This is a genomic window from Sphingobacterium sp. KH_072, from assembly GCF_057837975.1.
This window is the reverse complement of sequence record NZ_CM174457.1, coordinates 847,393-864,542: the sequence shown is the minus strand read 5'-3', so window position 1 is coordinate 864,542 and position 17,150 is coordinate 847,393. Positions and strand designations below refer to the sequence as shown.

The window sequence follows — 17,150 nt, the reverse complement described above, 5'->3', positions numbered from 1 at the left end:
CGCTAGCAAAATCTACAATTAACATGCGAAAGGTAGATTTATAAAATAAGCTTACAACCTATGATAAAAGTTGCGCTATTTGCAGAGATCCTAATCAAAGACTTTGATGGAGCCGCACGTACATTTTTTCAACTCATCGATCGCATCGATCCAGAAGAGTTTTCTTATATCTTCGTATACGGCAATGGTCCAGAACAATTTAGGGATTTCAAATCATTAAAGACGCCACGTCTCCACCTTCCGGTCAATGATGATTATTCTCTGGCACTACCTGCCCTGACCAAACAGCGTCTTTATACCCAGTTAGATGAGTTTGCCCCAGATGTGATTCACATCACCACACCATCGGCACTCGGTTTTTTTGCATTGCGCTACGCGCAAAAAAGAAATATACCGGTAATCAGTATCTACCATACTCATTTCTTAGCTTACATTCCTTACTATTTCAAAAACTTGCCGTTTCTAGTAAAGCCAATTATGAATTGGATGGCTGGCGCGATGCTTCGTTTTTACAATAGCTGCGACAAGATCTATGTGCCCACTCCAAGTATGCTACATAGCTTAGAGCGGATTGGCATCAAACCAAAGCGCATGACGCTGTGGCAACGCGGTATCAATCCAAAGCTATTCAACCCAGCACATCGCGATGGTGAGTTTATTCGGAAAATAACGAATAATACGCGCAAAAATATCTTATTCGCCAGCCGGTTGGTCTGGGAGAAAAACGTACAGGCATTGATTGGATTGGCTAGTCTGATTGATATGCAAGAGCTACCGTACAACATGATAATAGCGGGCGATGGTCCAGCGATGAAAGATATGCAACGGCAAATGCCAAACGCTTATTTTTTGGGTAAGCAAGATCACGAAGCTTTAGCAAATTTGTACGCATCGGCCGATGTATTTGTTTTTCCATCTATATCTGAAACGTACGGCAACGTAGTCACCGAAGCAATGGCTTCTGGCTTACCTTGTGTTATTGCTAATGGCGGTGGTAGCGCCGACTTAGTTGCACACGGAATCAACGGCTACAAGTGCGACGCGATGAACCCCGAAGACTACCTACGCTACATCAGGCAACTTTTAGAAGATCCGGAATTACATGGCCAGATACGTGCTAACGCGTTGGCAACTGTGCAACAACTGAACTGGGATGCGCTCGCTCAGCGTTATTTCGAGGATGTGGCACAGCTGGCAGGCCGCAAAGAGACGAAATGGATATGGAAAGCTAGTTAATGCAAATCTTCAAGTATATCATTATCACTACAGTCTGTCTTTGCATGGCGCTGTTCTTGTATCAGACCGATTTTAAGGCTGTTTTTCGCACGCTATCTTCGGTCGGATTTCGTGCCTTGCTAGTTTTTCCGCTTACGGCATTCGCCTACTATTTGGGCACCTTATCGTGGCAAGTTCTATTGGCCAATGGCTCAAAAAAAATGAATACTTTTCGGTTATTCTTTACCCGACAAATTGGCGAGACGGTCGGACTTTTTAACCCAACGAGTGTAGTTGGAGGAGATCTGACCAAAGTATATTTCCTGCAGAAATACGAAATCAGCGAACGATCGGCCACCAACTCGGTGATATCCGCACGCATGACGATGGTTTTATCGCAGGTATTATTAGCGACTATCGCACTCATCTGGTTGCTATACCCTACTGGAGGCACGGATTGGCTGGTAAATGCACGACCGATACTATATATATTGCTATTCGTGTTGTGCACGGTACAAGTAGGATTATTTTACTGGATCTATCGCCAGCAAGAAATATCACCATCTCTAGTGCAAGAAGCAGCCGCAATCACAAAAGTCGGGCGGTTTAAAAACAAAATGCTGCGGACATTATCCGATTTAAAAATGACTGTTCGAGCCGATAAAAAAGCATTTTTCCTATCCTATTCTCTTGCCTTGCTACACTGGATTGTGGGCAGTCTAGAATTCTATCTGATCTTATCTTTTTTGGGAATACATATCGCGATGATGCAAGCCATATTGATGGATATGGGCGTGATCCTGATCAAAAGTCTAGGAGCATTTGTACCAGGCCAAATTGGGGTAGAAGAATTTGGCAACAAAGTGGTATTGGCCGCCGTAGGCGTACAAAGCGCCACCATCTGGTTTAGCATTTCATTATTACGCAGATTCCGACAGTTGGTCTGGGTTCTCGTCGGCTGTATTGCCTATTTCTTTCTCAGCAAACCGATCAAACCTTCATACATCGTCAATGAGTGATTTCTCTATTCTGTTTGTGAGCCACAAATATCCACCGAGCACCGGTGGTATGGAAAAACAAAGCTATGAGTTGATAACGGGAATGCATAAGTACGCCCGAGTACATCAATTGGTGTATGACGGATCCGAATCGATTATTCAATTTTTCAGGAAACTCAATGGGCGGATTCTCGAGTTAGTGCACAAATATCCTGAAATCCGTATCATCCACTTTAACGATGGCTTGATCGCCAGCCTAGCACTATACCATCGCGGATACGATCATTTAAAAAAAGTGCTCACGGTGCACGGCTTGGATGTGGTCTTTCCTTTAGATATATTTCAGCGCAAGGTTATTCCTCGGTTCAATCACTTCGATCAGATCATTGCGGTGAGCCAAGCAACGGCACAGGAGATCATAGCTCGCGGAGTAGACAGCCATAGGGTACAAGTTGTCGCTAATGGAATCGACCACAACTGGTCGAAAGAAAGCAGTATTGGCAAGCTGGATAATCTCTTGCAAAAGCACCATGTGCCACTCGAAAAACAATACTTGGTACTACTTGGAAGGCCAGTGAAGCGAAAAGGCTTCTCGTGGTTCATGACGCAGGTGCTTCCACAGTTAGATCCAAAATATCATGTATTGCTGATCGGGCCGTTTGCTCCTAAAGCTTCCATACGAGAACGATTATTGGGCATCATCCCATCACGATGGCGACATATGCTTATGCTCTTTCTCGGTCACCCGTCCGATCAACGCGCATTGAGAGTGTTACTGCAAAATCCGGCCTATTCGGCAAGAGCAAGTCATTTAGGTAAAATTCCGACAGAGGATCTTCAAGTTGTGTTACGTGAAGCGGCAGCCTTTATGATGCCCAATATATCAGTACCGGGCGATATGGAAGGATTTGGATTGGTCTGCCTGGAAGCGAGCAGCAACGGCGCCATTGTATTTGCTTCAGCCTTGGAAGGTATTACAGATGCGATTCAGCATGAGAAAAATGGATTTTTGGTTAAATCGGGAGATCCTGCCGCATGGATAGAAAGCCTCGCTCGCTTGGATAATAACACGGAAGATATTGCAGCGCTGCGCAAACATTTTCGTGATTATACCCTCGCACAATTTAGCTGGGACAAGATGACAGCCGCTTACTTTGATATTTTCAAAACATTGCAATAGCAGTGTGCATAAAAAAAACTCCTGATCGTAAATACCATCAGGAGTTTAAATATCGTGGAAGAACAGTAGAATTACTTATTCTTTCCGAAGCCCAAAATATCGAATACGATTTTGAAAGCGATTAAGGATGCAATAATAATAGCGATGTTAGCGATCCAAGAAAACAAAGATTCAAACTGATTTAGCGCTACAATAACATCGGGTACGAAACGGATAAATACCCCGATCAAACCAATGATGACGGCAAAGGCCAGAGTTACATAATATTCTGTACGATTCGCATTGTTGTCGGTCGTCTTTGCCGGCCTTTCAAACACTGTATTTTCCATAAAATTGTTGATCTCTTTTAAATACGTCACAAATGTACGAAAGTCTGCATCCGATTGAAAATAAATTTCAAATTATCGTCGTCCAGTATCGTATTTTATTTTTAAAAATCTAGCGGAGATGGGTACAGGAAAGTATACGTCAGTTCACGTACGATCCGATCACCATGAACGACCTTGTCATAAGATGCTTCATTTTCGAAAGCCGAAGGTAAATCATAACCATATTTCTCTGCCGATACACGAATCACCGCCTCTTTTTTGGGATGATGCGGACAAACTACATTATAAACCGATTGGGAAAGCGACTGCTTGAAACCTAGCAAAATCAACTGAACGACATCATCCAAATGAATGAAGTTGGCAGACTGCTGCCCAGTCTGGCAAACCTTTCCTTGAAAATACTTCGCAAAGATCCGCTGCTGACCAAATAATCCGCCCAAGCGATATACAATCGTCTGGGACAAAGACCGCATCTGCTTTTCTGCGAGCAGCAGGTGATCGCTCATCTCCTCTTCTATTGCAAAGGACTCATCAAATGATCGAGACTGCTCTGGATAGATGCCGATTGAGCTTAGGTAAATATGCTTTTGATAGGTCAGCCCTTCCAAAGCACGGTGTAGATTTTGAAATCTATTTTCCAGAGTCGATAGATCGTTCTTTTTGGAAGCGGGTATGCTATTCAATATATAATCAAAGTGCAGATTCTCCAGTGGAAGATCTGCATTTTGATCAAAATCGTGCACCAAAGTGTTCAATCCTTGATCTCGCAATCGCTGTGCTTTCTCGGCAGATGTAACGGTAACGGTGACTTCTTGTCCGCGACCTAAGGCCAGTAGTGCAAATGCTTCGCCAACCCATCCGCATCCTAAAATTAAAAAACGAGCCATGGCGATGTCTGATATATTGGCAATGAATTAATATGCTTTGGCAAAAAGTACACGTTGATGAGAAGGTTTTCCCGTAAAGATGCAAATGCCTTCTTCTGGCTGCACATCCAAGGGGATACAACGAATCGTTGCTTTCGTTTCCTCTTTCACGCGTTTCTCTGTCTCTACTGTACCATCCCAGTGGCAAGATACAAATCCACCTTTACTATCAAGTACGGATTTAAATTCGTCATAACTTTCTACTGGCGTAATATGCTCATCGCGGAACGTCAGTGCTTTTGTATATATAGCCTCTTGAATTTCATCCAATAATGCCACCACATGATCTGCCAATCCTTCTTGAGAAACGGTTTCTTTGGTTTGATTATCTCTACGAGCGAGTTCTACCGTACCATTTGCCATATCACGAGCGCCTAAAGCGATACGCAAAGGCACGCCTTTTAATTCCCATTCAGCAAATTTGAAGCCCGGACGCTGCGTATCGCGATCGTCGTATTTCACAGAAATATCGCGACCTTTCAACTCGCTAGAAAAAGTAGCTACATAATTGTCAATCGCTTGTTTCTCCTCTTCCGTACGGAAAATCGGCACGATCACAATTTGAATCGGCGCCAATTTAGGTGGCAATACCAAACCTTGATCGTCTGAGTGCGCCATGATCAGAGCTCCCATCAGGCGAGTAGAAACGCCCCATGAGGTTGCCCACACATGCTCTAATTTACCTTCTTTGGAAGTAAATTTCACATCAAATGCTTTTGCAAAATTCTGTCCTAAGAAGTGAGATGTACCTGCTTGAAGGGCTTTCCCGTCCTGCATCAAGGCTTCTATACAATAGGTATCCAATGCGCCTGCAAAACGTTCGTTTTCAGTTTTACGACCACGAATCACCGGCACCGCCAATGTTCCTTCTGCAAATTCAGCATATACATCCAACATGCGTTCTGCCTCTTCAATCGCTTCTGCTTCTGTCGCATGAGCAGTATGCCCTTCTTGCCACAAAAATTCTGCGGTACGCAAGAATAAGCGAGTTCTCATCTCCCAACGAACCACATTGGCCCACTGGTTGACTAATATCGGCAAGTCTCTATACGATTCTACCCATCCTTTATATGTATTCCAGATAATAGTTTCTGATGTTGGTCTTACGATAAGTTCTTCTTCTAACTTGGCATCCTCATCGACGATGATGTTACCATTGCCATCATTTTTCAAACGATAATGCGTCACCACAGCACATTCTGTCGCAAAACCTTCTACGTGCGATGCTTCTTTAGAAAAGAAAGATTTTGGGATAAATAATGGAAAGTAAGCATTGGAGTGTCCTGTTTCTTTGAATCGTTTGTCGAGAACCGCTTGCATGCGTTCCCATATGGCATATCCATACGGTTTAATCACCATACATCCGCGAACAGCAGAGTGTTCGGCCAAATCGGCTTTTACTACTAAATCATTATACCACTGCGAATAATCTTCGCCTCTGCTCGTAATACCCTTGCTCATAAAATCTTTGAATCGAAAAATATGTATATTTTAGTGAGCCGGATTAAACCCCCTCTCTAATTAGGGGTCTAAGTTAACAATTAGGACTGAAATTATCGAAAGATTAACGGGATGAGAAACATGAAACATAATCAAATATACTACGGCGTTTTGGCACTCATGCTTGTGCTAATCAGTAGCTCCTGCTCGAGCAGACGTTATAGCGGAAGCGTAGCAGCACGCGACAGAGGAGTCTACCAGAGTCCCGACTATTATTATACGGGAGCAGCTGGCAGCGCTGCTGCAGCACAGGGTGATTACTATGCAGATGATTACGTCGACGATTACGCTGGCGGAGATGTGCTGGACGAAGGTTACGCTGACGACGGCATGTACGCTGGTGGCTATTATGAAGATGAATTTAGTGACCTAGAATATGCCAATCGTATCAATCGTTTTTACTATACCAGCCCAGGTATGATGTACTATGATCCGTGGTTTGATCCATGGATGGGTTATGGTGGACTAGGCTTCGGTTGGGGCGGTGGCTGGGGTATGGGCATGGGCTGGGGCGGTGGCTTCGGTTGGGGTTCTCCTTGGCGCATGGGCTTTGGCTGGGGCGGAGGTTTCGGCTGGGGTGGAGGCTTTGGTTGGGGTTCTCCTTGGGGCATGGGCTTTGGTTGGGGCGGTGGTCTCGGCTGGGGCGGCGGCTGGGGATATCCATATTATGGACACGGCGGCTATGGCAACAGCTATTACGGAAACCGTCACAACAGAGTAGCCAGCGGTCGTGCATCGGGCAACAATTTCCGTGGTGCAATTAGTGCTAGTGGTAGAGCAGGATCTAGAGGAGTATCCCGCGATGCAAGCGGCAGAATATTAAATGGAACAGCAGCAGGCCGTTCACGTGGAGCGACGGTATCTAGCGGTCGTGCGGCCTCTGGAAGAGGTACTGCCACAACCCCTCGCGGAGCTGGAACAGTACGTGATCGTGGTGCAGCAGGAAATGCATCTGGCCGCGCAGGTTCTTCTGTAAGAGGAGCGGGTAATCCGTCTCGTAATGGCGCAACGGTAGGTCGTGGAGCTACAGGTGGCACACGCCAACCAGCAGGTAGAGCACAACAAGGTGGTACCGTTGGCCGTGGAGCTACAGGAGGCACACGTCAGCCAGCAGGTAGAGCACAAGGCGGTAATGTAGGAAGAAGTGCTGCTCCAACAAGAACGGCTACTCCTGCAAGATCTACCATAAACCGTGGGACTTCACAACCAACGCGCTCTTCTTCTGGAAGCAGCATGAGCAGAGGTAGCTCCGGCGGCGGAGGTGGTGGTGGCGCTAGTCGTGGTGGCGGCGGAGGTGGCGGAAGCCGCGGCGGTTCTTCCGGCAGAAGTCGTTAATCTGATGATATAAAGTAATCAAGGCTTAGCTTTGATACTTACAACATAACTAAAGCCCTTCGGATCTCTCCGGAGGGCTTTTCTATTTTAGATGAAGCACGCATTTACTCGCTATTACAAACTTTCAAAGGCGGTAATCTTATTAGACTTTTCTACATAGTCACAAAGCAGAGAAATGCACTGAAATAATCTAAATACATCATTTTAAATTATTGGCATCGTGGTATCGTACCTTCTAGCGATGACGACGATTTAGGATATATTGATTGCTTTCGAGCATTGCTTCTGGTGATCGTTCTACTATCTCGATAATTGAACAATCAGCCCCACAAACTACGCAAGAGGCGGTATTTCGGAAAAGCCATCTCCAAACACCGCCTCTTGTATTCGATTGCAAATAGTAAAAGTTAGATCAGTTTATAAAAGCTCATTTAATGAACAAACTATACGACCGTAGTTGGTTCGATGTACTTACGTACAAATAAGGTATAGTTCTCATGTTTGATAACACATACCTTTTCGCCAAGATCGATAAATCCATCCATAGCGACTGCCTCGTACCAATTGCCTTCTATTTCTATCTTGCCCGATGGGCGCAATACCGTTTTTGCTACACCAATTTGGTTGATCAAATTTAATTTGGGCACAGAGGATGTATAACCGCCTTCTGCCAGCTGCTCATCTGCTAGTACCAATTTTCGGAATGCTGGAGAGCGCAGCACATTTTTTCCAAAAATAACCATGAGGATGATGGACAACACCATTGCTCCTACTACCACCAAAAATGCATCCATTAATAATCCTGGTTTTGAAAGTTGAAAATCTAAAAAGTCATTAGCCACCATGGAGAAAGCCAATCCGCACAACATAAGGATAATACCCAAAATTCCAGCTACGCCAAATCCTGGAATAACAAATACCTCTAGCGCCATGAGAATTACACCGATCACAAAAATTAGAATCTCCCAGTGATCTGCCAACCCTTGCAAATATAAGGGCGCAAAGAATAATCCTCCACAGATTAAGGCTAATACTCCCGCAAACCCAAGCCCAGGCGTTTGCAATTCCATATAAATACCACCGATAATCCCCATAATCAAGAATCCGCTCACCAAAGGGTTGATCAAAAACCCGACAATACGATCAACTATCGTTGTTTGATGCACAGTAACTTCTGGTGCTGTAATCCCTAATTTTTCATAGATCTGTTCGGTTGATTTCACTTCTGCATCTGCCAAACCAGCTTTAACCGATTCGGAAGCGGTAAGTGTGAGCAATTTGCCGTCTTCTTTCAAATTGGGCACAGAGATACTCGGATCGACAAATGCTTCGGCCATCCGCGCATTGCGGCCTTTGGCCTCTGCGGTGGCACGCATCAACCCTCTCATGTACGATTGGTATTTCTCCGGCAGCACTTCTCCTGATCCATCTACTACGGTAGCCGCTCCCAGACTGGCGCCAGAATGCATAAAGATATGATCTGTAGCCAACGAGATCAAAGCTCCCGCTGATGCCGCATTATTATTGATATAGACAATAGTCTTCATATCGGTATTGAGAAGCAACGTACGAATGCTATCTGCAAAATTCACCGCACCGCCATATGTATTTAGCTCCAGCAACAGATACTGCGCATCCGCAGCGCGTGCTTTTGCATAAGCATTCTTGGTTATGTACCACGCTCCAGGACCGATTTCATCCTTTACACTGAATTCATACACTCGCTGTCCATAGGTATGCGCACTGACGATACTAAAGAAAATTATCATCAACGATGTCAATTTCATAAATTTGCTCATAAGATTATTCGTTTTTACCGTGCAATGGAGGACATACACATGTTTAAAAATACAATAAAAAAAGCGTTTCAAAAAGATTTTGTTGAGAATATCTGGAAGATAGAGGTAAATGGATATCGGGAAGAAATAGCGGTAGAGATCCGAGATTCGCAGACGACCGACCCGACCTTTCATATCCTTCGATTTGAAGACGGAGCAGACATTATGCAGTACAGTCCTGGGGAGAAAGACTGGACGATGGAAGGACTTCAAAAAGATTACCTCATCCTTAAAAAAGTAGGTGAGCAAACGCCTACTAAAGAAGGAATTCAAATTATAAACATTCGTACGCAGGAGACGCTGCTCACGAGTTACGAATATATATTGCTTGATGTCTGTGAAGATTACCTACATGTTCGCCATCGCAGCTTTACTTCTGGCGGAGAGCAATTGATTGCCCTCACTACCGGCGAAGTCTTCCCATTAAACGAGGCCACTTTACAACGGTATCCCAAAAATCGCGTCTGCTTTCCGTTACCATATGACAATCCTCCCGATTTTTTAACACAACATGACAAGCGTCAAGATCTGTGGATAAGCAAATTATCCGACACCTACCTATGGTGCTATCACACGCAGGAAAATGACGGATATGACCTCCATATTGCGGTGAGCGACTTAGAACGCATTCTTGACGAGACCATTGTACAATCATCCATTCCAAAAATGTTTCCCCAACCCTACTTTCAAGTAGGCAATCAAATATTCTTTATGGCAGATAATAAACATGAAATTGTTTCGTATTTAGTATAATTGCAAAATATGATGGCATTGATGATGAAACGGAGATCTAGTAGCCTTTTGTTGCTGTGTATAGGCCTACTTATTGGTTCTACTGAAGTGCAGGCACAGACTACAACCGAACAAAAAACAGAGACAGTGAATGGTATAACTTATATTATTCATCTGGTGAAGGCGAAGGAAACTTACTACGCCCTGAGCCGTACTTATAGTATTCCGGTTAATGACATCATGGCCGCCAACAATAAAAAAAGTCTTCGGGTTGGCGATACCGTGCGTATTCCGAGCTCCATTACAGAAGAGCGCCAATCATTGTCAAACACGACCACCAAGCCCAATACAGCAGTATCACCAGAGGATATCTTAACGGATTACAAAGTAGGATCTAAAGAAACTTTGTACGCTATCGCAAAGAGATTTCAGACAAATGTAGACGATATCAAGCGTCTAAATAACCTAAAATCAGACAACCTCACTGAAGGCCAGCTACTGCGCATCCCTGATGGCACCTTGCCGCCAGAGCCCGTGGTTGCTATTGAACCACCAGCAGCTGTAGAGAAGATTGACGATGTGCCCGTTCGCAACATCCCAGCAGGAAGATATGGCGTACGCGAAACTTCAGAAAAAGGAATCGCGGTATGGATGGAAAATCTAGAAACAAAAAACAACAGCAACCTAGCGTTACACAAAACAGCGCCGGTGGGCACTATATTAAAAATCACGAATCCGATTTCAAAGAGTGTTACTTACGCCAAAGTCGTGGGCAAATTCTCCGAAAACACACAGACCCAAGACGCGATCGTAGTCGTCTCCAAATCAGCAGCAGCTTACATCGGAGCAGTAGACAAACGCTTTCTGATCGAAATCACTTACGGCATTCCTACAGAATAATCCTATGGAAAAACCTTATGTAATCGGCATAGCCGGAAGTAGTGGGTCTGGAAAGACATTTTTCTTAAATAGTTTTTTAAATCATTTTGAAAAAAAAAGCGTCACGCTTATTTCCCAAGATGATTACTATATCCCCGCCAATACCAAGACACAGGAAGAGAATCGCTTGTACAACTTTGATATACCTACAGCAATTGATCGCGATGCGTTCTATCAAGATATCAACACCCTATTTGAAGGACAAAGTATTCTGAAAGAAGAATACACATTCAATAATCCCCACCTTAAGCCCAAGATGCTGAAAATAGAACCCGCACCGATATTAGTCGTTGAAGGGCTGTTCATCTTTCATTACGAGGAGGTCAATAATTTGTTGGATTACCGCATCTTTATTGACGCCAACGAACAGATTGCTTTGAAGCGTCGACTAAAAAGAGATTTGGAAGAAAGAGGTTATGATCACGATGACGTGATGTATAAGTGGATCAATCATGTGATGCCATCTTTCAACACGTATCTTACTCCTTACAAAGAGGAATGTAATTTGGTCATCCACAACAATACCGACAATCCGCAAATAATCGACAAATATACGCGAGATATCGTAAACGAATTGAAGGTTAAGCTAGATGGCTTATAAACAAACCGATAGATAAATTGTAACTTTGTGTATGTACAGCGAAGATAGCTTCATTTCATTACCCGTATTAAACACCTCCGACATACATGATCCGTATACGAAAGGGATTAATCCATATGGTGCGAATAGCATGTTAGACTTCAAAAAATGTTGTAAAAAGTACAAAAAGGGTAAACGTTGTAAAAATTGCCCTGACCGGTAAAAGAAATTTTACGCATAATGTAGTGTAGAAACAGTTACTTTTGCAACATGAAGGTTACACCAAATAGGTTAAAATGGGTGCTTCGCTTCTATCCACCGTTCTTCTTTCAGCGGATATGGGTCAAAAGCATTCGTGAGGGATACTCTGGCGCCGATGTTGCTGTGCGCAAAAGCCTACTCAATATAAATGGTAACGGATCCATATTCGGCGGCACCATTTTTTCTTCAATAGATCCTATATACCCACTACTAATCGATGCTTACGTCCGAAGCAAAGGCTTGACAAAAACCGTATCTTGGCTTAAATCTGCGCAGATTGAGTATAAAAAACCCGGATACCGAAGCCTTCATTTTTCCGTAAAACTTGATCCTGCACAAATGCAGGATGCGCTGAATGCTTTACTACAGGATGGTAAGGTTATCAAGACTTTTTCTACGGATATCTTTGATGTAGATGGTTTACATTGCGCTACCGTGCGCAATGAGATTTACATCCGCAACCTGCAATTTGATTTTAATTCGAATAATACAACAACAGAAAAATAAAGAAAGCGTTATGAACAAAACTTTTTTATGGGTGGCATCCCTCGGCCTAACAGCAGTAATGATGACCGCTTGTCAGAACAATGAAAACAAAACGACCAAAGATAATTCTGACCCAAAAGCCTTATCGGCACAAGCGATCGAAGTGCACGACGAGATCATGCCACAGATTAGCAAATTTGATAAAACATCCGTAAAGATTGATTCGATTCTGAATGGCCTTTCTGTATTGAAAGCGGAAGATGCCGAATTGGATACCGCAGCAATTCGAACAGATTTAGTGGCTTTGAAAGGCGATATCGAATCTGCTACCGATGGCATGATGGATTGGATGCGCAACTATAGACTGGACAGCCTTGATCTAACCTATCAGCAAAGTGAAGTAGAGCGTATCAAATCAATGCGCGCAGAGTTTGACAAAGTCAATCAGCAAATTGAAGCAAATATGAAAGTATACACTAAATAATATGACATTGCGAACCAACTTAGGGTATGGTTTGCTCACTATGCTGGGCCTAAGCCTAGCTTCATGTGATCAAGCTACCACCACACTTCCGATATACGGTCATCGAGAACCGATTGAGCGTACAATCGACGGCAATACTGTGATCGATACGATTTACCAAACCATCCCAGACTTTAGCTTTATCAACCAAGATAGCACGGTGCTCACACAATCTTTCTTTGATGATAAGATCTACGTCGCCAATTTTTTCTTTACGCATTGTCCCAGTATTTGCCCGACTATGCAGCGGAATATGTTGAAGGTATATGAAGAATATAAAGGTGACGACCGCATTGCATTTCTGTCGCACAGCATCGATTTCAAATACGACCAGCCCCATATTTTAAAAGCATATGCTACTAAATTAGGAGTAGACAATGACCAATGGCAATTTGTGAATGGTAGCAAAGCAGCTATTTATGGAATGTCTGAAAAATACTTGGTGTACACTGCCGAAGATGCTAATGCGCCGGGTGGTTACGATCACCAAGGTTACCTCGTCTTGATCGATAAAGATCGTCGTATCAGAGGTGCATACGACGGCACAGACGATGAGCAAGTAAGTAAATTGCAAGCCGATCTTAAGATATTATTAAAAGAACAAAACCCAGGTTCTTAATGCGACACATCGCCACGGTATTTACGCTGATATGCGTATTCGTCCTATTATTACAACTGGTACACAGCTGCCAATCTACGTATGATATCAAAACGATGCAGTATGTTACCAATGGCGAAAAAGTATACCGTGCGCACTGTCAAAACTGTCATGGTGCGCAAGGTGAAGGATTGGGTAAACTCTACCCACCATTGACAGACCCCGATTATCTCAGAGATAATCGGGGTCTGCTTCCACGAATAGTCCGCTTCGGACTAAAGGACTCTATCAAAATATCCAATCAATATTTCTCTGAGGTAATGCCTGCCATACCCCAGCTTACTGACGTCGATATTGCCTATGTGCTTACCTACGTAACCCTGCGATTTGGCGGTGCGCAAGAAAAGTATAGTCTGGAAGAAGTCAAAAAATCACTTTCTTTAGGTAAAGAAACTCCGTAAACTTACTTTTAACCGGGAGTAAGTGATTCTCTAGGATTCGGAGCATTTATATCGAGCAAGTATAACGAGATTTTGACAATCAACTTGTAGTTAAAATTCCTACATTTGATCCCATCAAATGAACGTTCAATCAACAAAGAAAAAAGAGGCTATATTTCAGAGTACATTAGCTCTTTTACAGGACAATGGCTTTCAAGGCACGCCGATGAGTCAAATTGCTCAGCAAGCAAAAATATCCGTTGGTAGCATCTATAACTACTTCGATTCAAAAGAAGCGTTGATTATGGAATTATTTGCGTATTGCAAGGCAAAATTAATGGAACATATTTTTAGTGGAATGACACTAGATGAAGATCATTACGAGCAAGACTTTAAAGTAGTATGGAGACGTTTTGTACAATTTAACACCGCTTGCCCTACTTACTTCCGCTTCATGAAGTCCGTTTTACTCTTCTCCCTTCCATGAGGTGGAGCGCTTGAGAAGGTCACAACAACAAACGGAGGATCTCGTTAACATTCAAAGCTTTATAGCGCGAGGAATTCAGTACAATAAGCTAAGAGACACAAGCATTCAAGTGTTAAATTCTGCCTTTACGGGTATCGCCGTATCGTATGTAAAAGCGATTATTTTCGGAAAGGCAACTATAGATCAAGAGCAACTAAATGAAATGGTAGAACTCGTTTGGAAATCAATTAAAAAAGAAAAAGTATGAGCTGCGCATTAAAACATTTTATCCTAGCGATATTCTTCAGCGCCATATCAGTCCAAGTTTATGGGCAACAGACTACGGCCACACTTTCTGCCACTCCCACATTGCAGGAACTACTGGATTACGCTTTAGTAAACAGGATCACCATCAGAAGAGCCCATCTCGGTGTAGAAGTTGGAGAGAAAGAAATCAAATCGGCATTATCAGGTTATTTTCCGCAGGTAACTGCTACAGGAGCATTTAATCACTTCTTGCAAATTCCAACGGCTATTATTGACGATCGTCTTATCCAGATGGGGCAACAAAATACCAGTAATATTGGTGCGCAAGCTAGCCAAGCTATACTCAATCCCGAGCTCCTGCTTGCATCTCGATCTGCCAGCGTAATTCGCGAGCGATACAAACAAACTGTAGAAGAAGAAAAGATTAGTGCTGTCGTTGACGTAAGCAAGGCTTATTTCGATATCCTCACGACAGAGGAGCAAATCAAAATTATTCAAGAAGATATTATTAGAATTAAGCGTCAGTATATTGATGCACATGCGCAATATGAGGTTGGCTTAGTCGATAAGACAGATTATAAGCGCGCCCAAATCTCTTTAAATAACTCACAGGCAGAGCTCAAAAGAACGCATGAATTTCGCAAATACAAATACGACTTTCTGAAACAGTTATTGGCTTTGCCACTGTCGCACCCGCTAGATTTGTCATTCAACAAAGAAAATCTGGAGGCCAAAGTGTTGCTAGATACTACCGAGGTATTGAACGAAGAACGCCGTATCGAATACCGCCAAATAACCAACATGAAACAAGAGCAAGAGCTCAATACCAGATTTCAAAAATGGCAGTTTTTGCCTACGATCAGTGCTGCAGCTAACTATCAAATCAATTATTTCAACAGTGAGTTTAGCAATTTGTATAATAGAGGATTTCCAACATCGTCGGTAGGTCTCAATCTGTCTATACCTGTATTTCAGGGATTCAAAAGGCAACATGAAATCCGCAAATCACAACTGCAAGAGCGGCAATTAGAATGGGATATGGCCGATATGAAAAACATCATTAGTGCCGAATACTCTGAAGCTATTACAAACTACAGAGCCTACATGAACGAGTGGAAAGTAAGTAAAGAGAACGTAACTATCTCAAAAGAGGTCTATGATATCATCAAATTACAGTACGACGAAGGTATTAAAACTTACCTCGATTTAATGACTTCCGAAACCGACCTACGAACCAGTCAGCTTAATTATCTGAACGCGCTGTACATATTATTGGCCAGCAAAATTGATGTAGAAAGAGCACTCGGCAATATCCAAATTCAATAACCAAATCAGAAAATGAATAAAAAGACGATATACTTTTTGCTATTAATCGGGTCTACCGCTACATGGCAGTCATGTAATAGCAATAAAAAAGAAGCTGCGAATAGCGAAGCTCCAACAGAGAGAAGTGTCAATATTCTTCCAGTAGAAGAGCAAATAGTAACGGGATATCAAGAATACCCAGCCTACGTCGTTCCTTTACAAGAAACGGAACTCTTGGCAGAAGTCTCTGGCTATATCACCAATATTGCCGTAAGTGATGGTGCAGTAGTATCTAAAGGACAGATGCTCTATGAAATTGACCGTACCCGTTATATCGCAGATGTTGAGCAAGCGAAGGCCAATGTAGACATAGCAGAGTCTGATTACGATCGCGGTCAAAAGGATCTTAAACGCTATGAGAAACTAGCAGAAAATGACGCGATTGCGCGCCAAACGCTAGATTATGCTGCTACAGACGTCAACAACCAGCGAGCACAGGTGCAGGCAGCTAAAGCAGCTTTTGAAACTGCAAACACCAACCTACGACGTTCAACGATCTATGCCCCATTTTCTGGAACAGTAGGAATCTCACAGGTACGGCATGGTGCTTATGTGAATGCGGGTAATACTTTGCTGAATGTCATCTCTACTAGCAGTCCAATTGCCGTCGAATTTCAAGTCAATGAAGTAGACATTGACCGTATTCTGGAGTTGCAAAGAAGTGGTAGCCAGGATGAAATTCACGTTCGTATGCCAGATGGTACGCTTTATTCCGAATCGGGAAAAATATCCGTAGTGGACCGTAGTGTAGATAGAACAACAGCTACGTGCGCGCGCTAGCTTTGCTAATGCAGATAATCGTTTGCGCGCTGGCATGAACCTTACCCTGCGCCTGGCTAATACATCGCGAGAAAAACAACTAGTCATTCCGTTACGCGCAGTATTGGAGCAGTTAGGTGCAACTAGTGTCTACACGGTAAGTGACAGCAGTACCGCCGTGTTTAATGGAATACAACTAGGTACTAAGTTCGATGACAAAGTGGTCGTACTTAGTGGACTCAAAGCTGGAGATCAAGTGATCGTAGATGGTGCAGAAGGTATATCCGAGGGAGACAAATTATCCATAGATAAAAAGTAAATCAATCTCTATATAAAGAAGAAATATGATTTCAGAAGTATTTATACGAAGACCTGTTACCGCTATGGTAATATCCATACTGATCTGTATCGTC

At 43.1% G+C, this 17,150-nt stretch carries 19 protein-coding genes; 15 read left to right on the top strand and 4 right to left on the bottom strand.

The genetic code is table 11. From position 1 onward, the window contains the following. Positions 1-60: 60 nt before the first annotated feature. The 3 genes from AC3IRT_RS04145 to AC3IRT_RS04135 are packed head-to-tail and all read left to right on the top strand — an operon-like array spanning position 61 to position 3,393. A complete protein-coding gene (locus AC3IRT_RS04145; protein WP_489395176.1) occupies positions 61-1,236 on the top strand; it encodes a glycosyltransferase family 4 protein in 1,176 nt (391 codons plus the stop codon). Beyond that, positions 1,236-2,234 carry a lysylphosphatidylglycerol synthase transmembrane domain-containing protein gene (locus tag AC3IRT_RS04140; protein ID WP_489395175.1) on the top strand — a complete coding sequence of 333 codons (999 nt, stop codon included), beginning with the start codon at positions 1,236-1,238 and terminating at the stop codon, positions 2,232-2,234. Before AC3IRT_RS04145 ends, AC3IRT_RS04140 begins: the two co-directional genes overlap by 1 nt. After that, a complete protein-coding gene (locus AC3IRT_RS04135) occupies positions 2,227-3,393 on the top strand; it encodes a glycosyltransferase family 4 protein (RefSeq protein WP_489395174.1) in 1,167 nt (388 codons plus the stop codon). The genes AC3IRT_RS04140 and AC3IRT_RS04135 overlap by 8 nt, the downstream gene beginning before the upstream one ends. Before the next feature lie 71 nt (positions 3,394-3,464). On the opposite strand, the gene AC3IRT_RS04130 is transcribed toward AC3IRT_RS04135, so the two are convergent. The 3 genes from AC3IRT_RS04130 to proS all read right to left on the bottom strand — a co-directional run bounded on the left by AC3IRT_RS04130 (position 3,465) and on the right by proS (position 6,109). Then, the gene (locus tag AC3IRT_RS04130; protein WP_489395173.1) at positions 3,465-3,722 is read right to left on the bottom strand and encodes a hypothetical protein; all 258 of its coding nucleotides are present in this window, start codon (positions 3,720-3,722) and stop codon (positions 3,465-3,467) included. Between the two features lie 101 nt (positions 3,723-3,823). Then, complete coding sequence (locus tag AC3IRT_RS04125; RefSeq protein WP_489395172.1) at positions 3,824-4,609, bottom strand: NAD-dependent epimerase/dehydratase family protein; 786 nt, start codon at positions 4,607-4,609, stop codon at positions 3,824-3,826. Positions 4,610-4,636: 27 nt separating this feature from the next. After that, a complete protein-coding gene (gene proS, locus AC3IRT_RS04120; protein ID WP_489395171.1) occupies positions 4,637-6,109 on the bottom strand; it encodes a proline--tRNA ligase in 1,473 nt (490 codons plus the stop codon). Between the two features lie 120 nt (positions 6,110-6,229). Between proS and AC3IRT_RS04115 the strand changes: the two genes are divergently transcribed. Then, a complete protein-coding gene (locus AC3IRT_RS04115) occupies positions 6,230-7,483 on the top strand; it encodes a hypothetical protein (protein WP_489395170.1) in 1,254 nt (417 codons plus the stop codon). Between the two features lie 443 nt (positions 7,484-7,926). Here AC3IRT_RS04115 and AC3IRT_RS04110 read toward each other — a convergent pair whose 3' ends face one another. Further along, positions 7,927-9,282 (bottom strand): NfeD family protein, encoded by a 1,356-nt coding sequence (locus AC3IRT_RS04110; protein WP_489395169.1) that lies wholly within the window; start codon positions 9,280-9,282, stop codon positions 7,927-7,929. Positions 9,283-9,321: 39 nt separating this feature from the next. Between AC3IRT_RS04110 and AC3IRT_RS04105 the strand changes: the two genes are divergently transcribed. The 11 genes from AC3IRT_RS04105 to AC3IRT_RS04055 all read left to right on the top strand — a co-directional run bounded on the left by AC3IRT_RS04105 (position 9,322) and on the right by AC3IRT_RS04055 (position 17,056). Further along, positions 9,322-10,074, top strand: a complete 753-nt coding sequence (locus tag AC3IRT_RS04105; RefSeq protein WP_489395168.1) for a hypothetical protein — start codon at positions 9,322-9,324, stop codon at positions 10,072-10,074. Between the two features lie 9 nt (positions 10,075-10,083). Then, entirely contained in the window at positions 10,084-10,953 is an 870-nt protein-coding gene (locus tag AC3IRT_RS04100; RefSeq protein ID WP_489395167.1) for a LysM peptidoglycan-binding domain-containing protein, read from the top strand. A 4-nt stretch (positions 10,954-10,957) separates the two neighbouring features. After that, complete coding sequence (locus AC3IRT_RS04095) at positions 10,958-11,593, top strand: uridine kinase family protein (RefSeq protein WP_489395166.1); 636 nt, start codon at positions 10,958-10,960, stop codon at positions 11,591-11,593. A gap of 249 nt (positions 11,594-11,842) precedes the next feature. Further along, positions 11,843-12,340 (top strand): DUF4442 domain-containing protein, encoded by a 498-nt coding sequence (locus AC3IRT_RS04090; protein ID WP_489395165.1) that lies wholly within the window; start codon positions 11,843-11,845, stop codon positions 12,338-12,340. A 10-nt stretch (positions 12,341-12,350) separates the two neighbouring features. Next, positions 12,351-12,803: a transposase gene (locus tag AC3IRT_RS04085; RefSeq protein ID WP_489395164.1), complete on the top strand. Its 453-nt coding sequence runs from the start codon at positions 12,351-12,353 to the stop codon at positions 12,801-12,803. A gap of 1 nt (position 12,804) precedes the next feature. Beyond that, entirely contained in the window at positions 12,805-13,461 is a 657-nt protein-coding gene (locus AC3IRT_RS04080) for an SCO family protein (RefSeq protein ID WP_489395163.1), read from the top strand. Beyond that, positions 13,461-13,901, top strand: coding sequence for a c-type cytochrome (locus tag AC3IRT_RS04075; RefSeq protein WP_489395162.1), 441 nt, complete (start codon positions 13,461-13,463; stop codon positions 13,899-13,901). The genes AC3IRT_RS04080 and AC3IRT_RS04075 overlap by 1 nt, the downstream gene beginning before the upstream one ends. 118 nt (positions 13,902-14,019) lie before the next feature. Continuing rightward, complete coding sequence (locus AC3IRT_RS04070; protein WP_489395161.1) at positions 14,020-14,367, top strand: TetR/AcrR family transcriptional regulator; 348 nt, start codon at positions 14,020-14,022, stop codon at positions 14,365-14,367. A gap of 243 nt (positions 14,368-14,610) precedes the next feature. Beyond that, a complete protein-coding gene (locus AC3IRT_RS04065; protein ID WP_489395160.1) occupies positions 14,611-15,939 on the top strand; it encodes a TolC family protein in 1,329 nt (442 codons plus the stop codon). Positions 15,940-15,951: 12 nt separating this feature from the next. After that, a complete protein-coding gene (locus tag AC3IRT_RS04060) occupies positions 15,952-16,758 on the top strand; it encodes an efflux RND transporter periplasmic adaptor subunit (protein ID WP_489395159.1) in 807 nt (268 codons plus the stop codon). Between the two features lie 34 nt (positions 16,759-16,792). Then, positions 16,793-17,056 (top strand): permuted SH3 domain-containing protein, encoded by a 264-nt coding sequence (locus tag AC3IRT_RS04055; RefSeq protein WP_489395158.1) that lies wholly within the window; start codon positions 16,793-16,795, stop codon positions 17,054-17,056. The last annotated feature ends 94 nt before the right edge of the window (positions 17,057-17,150 follow it).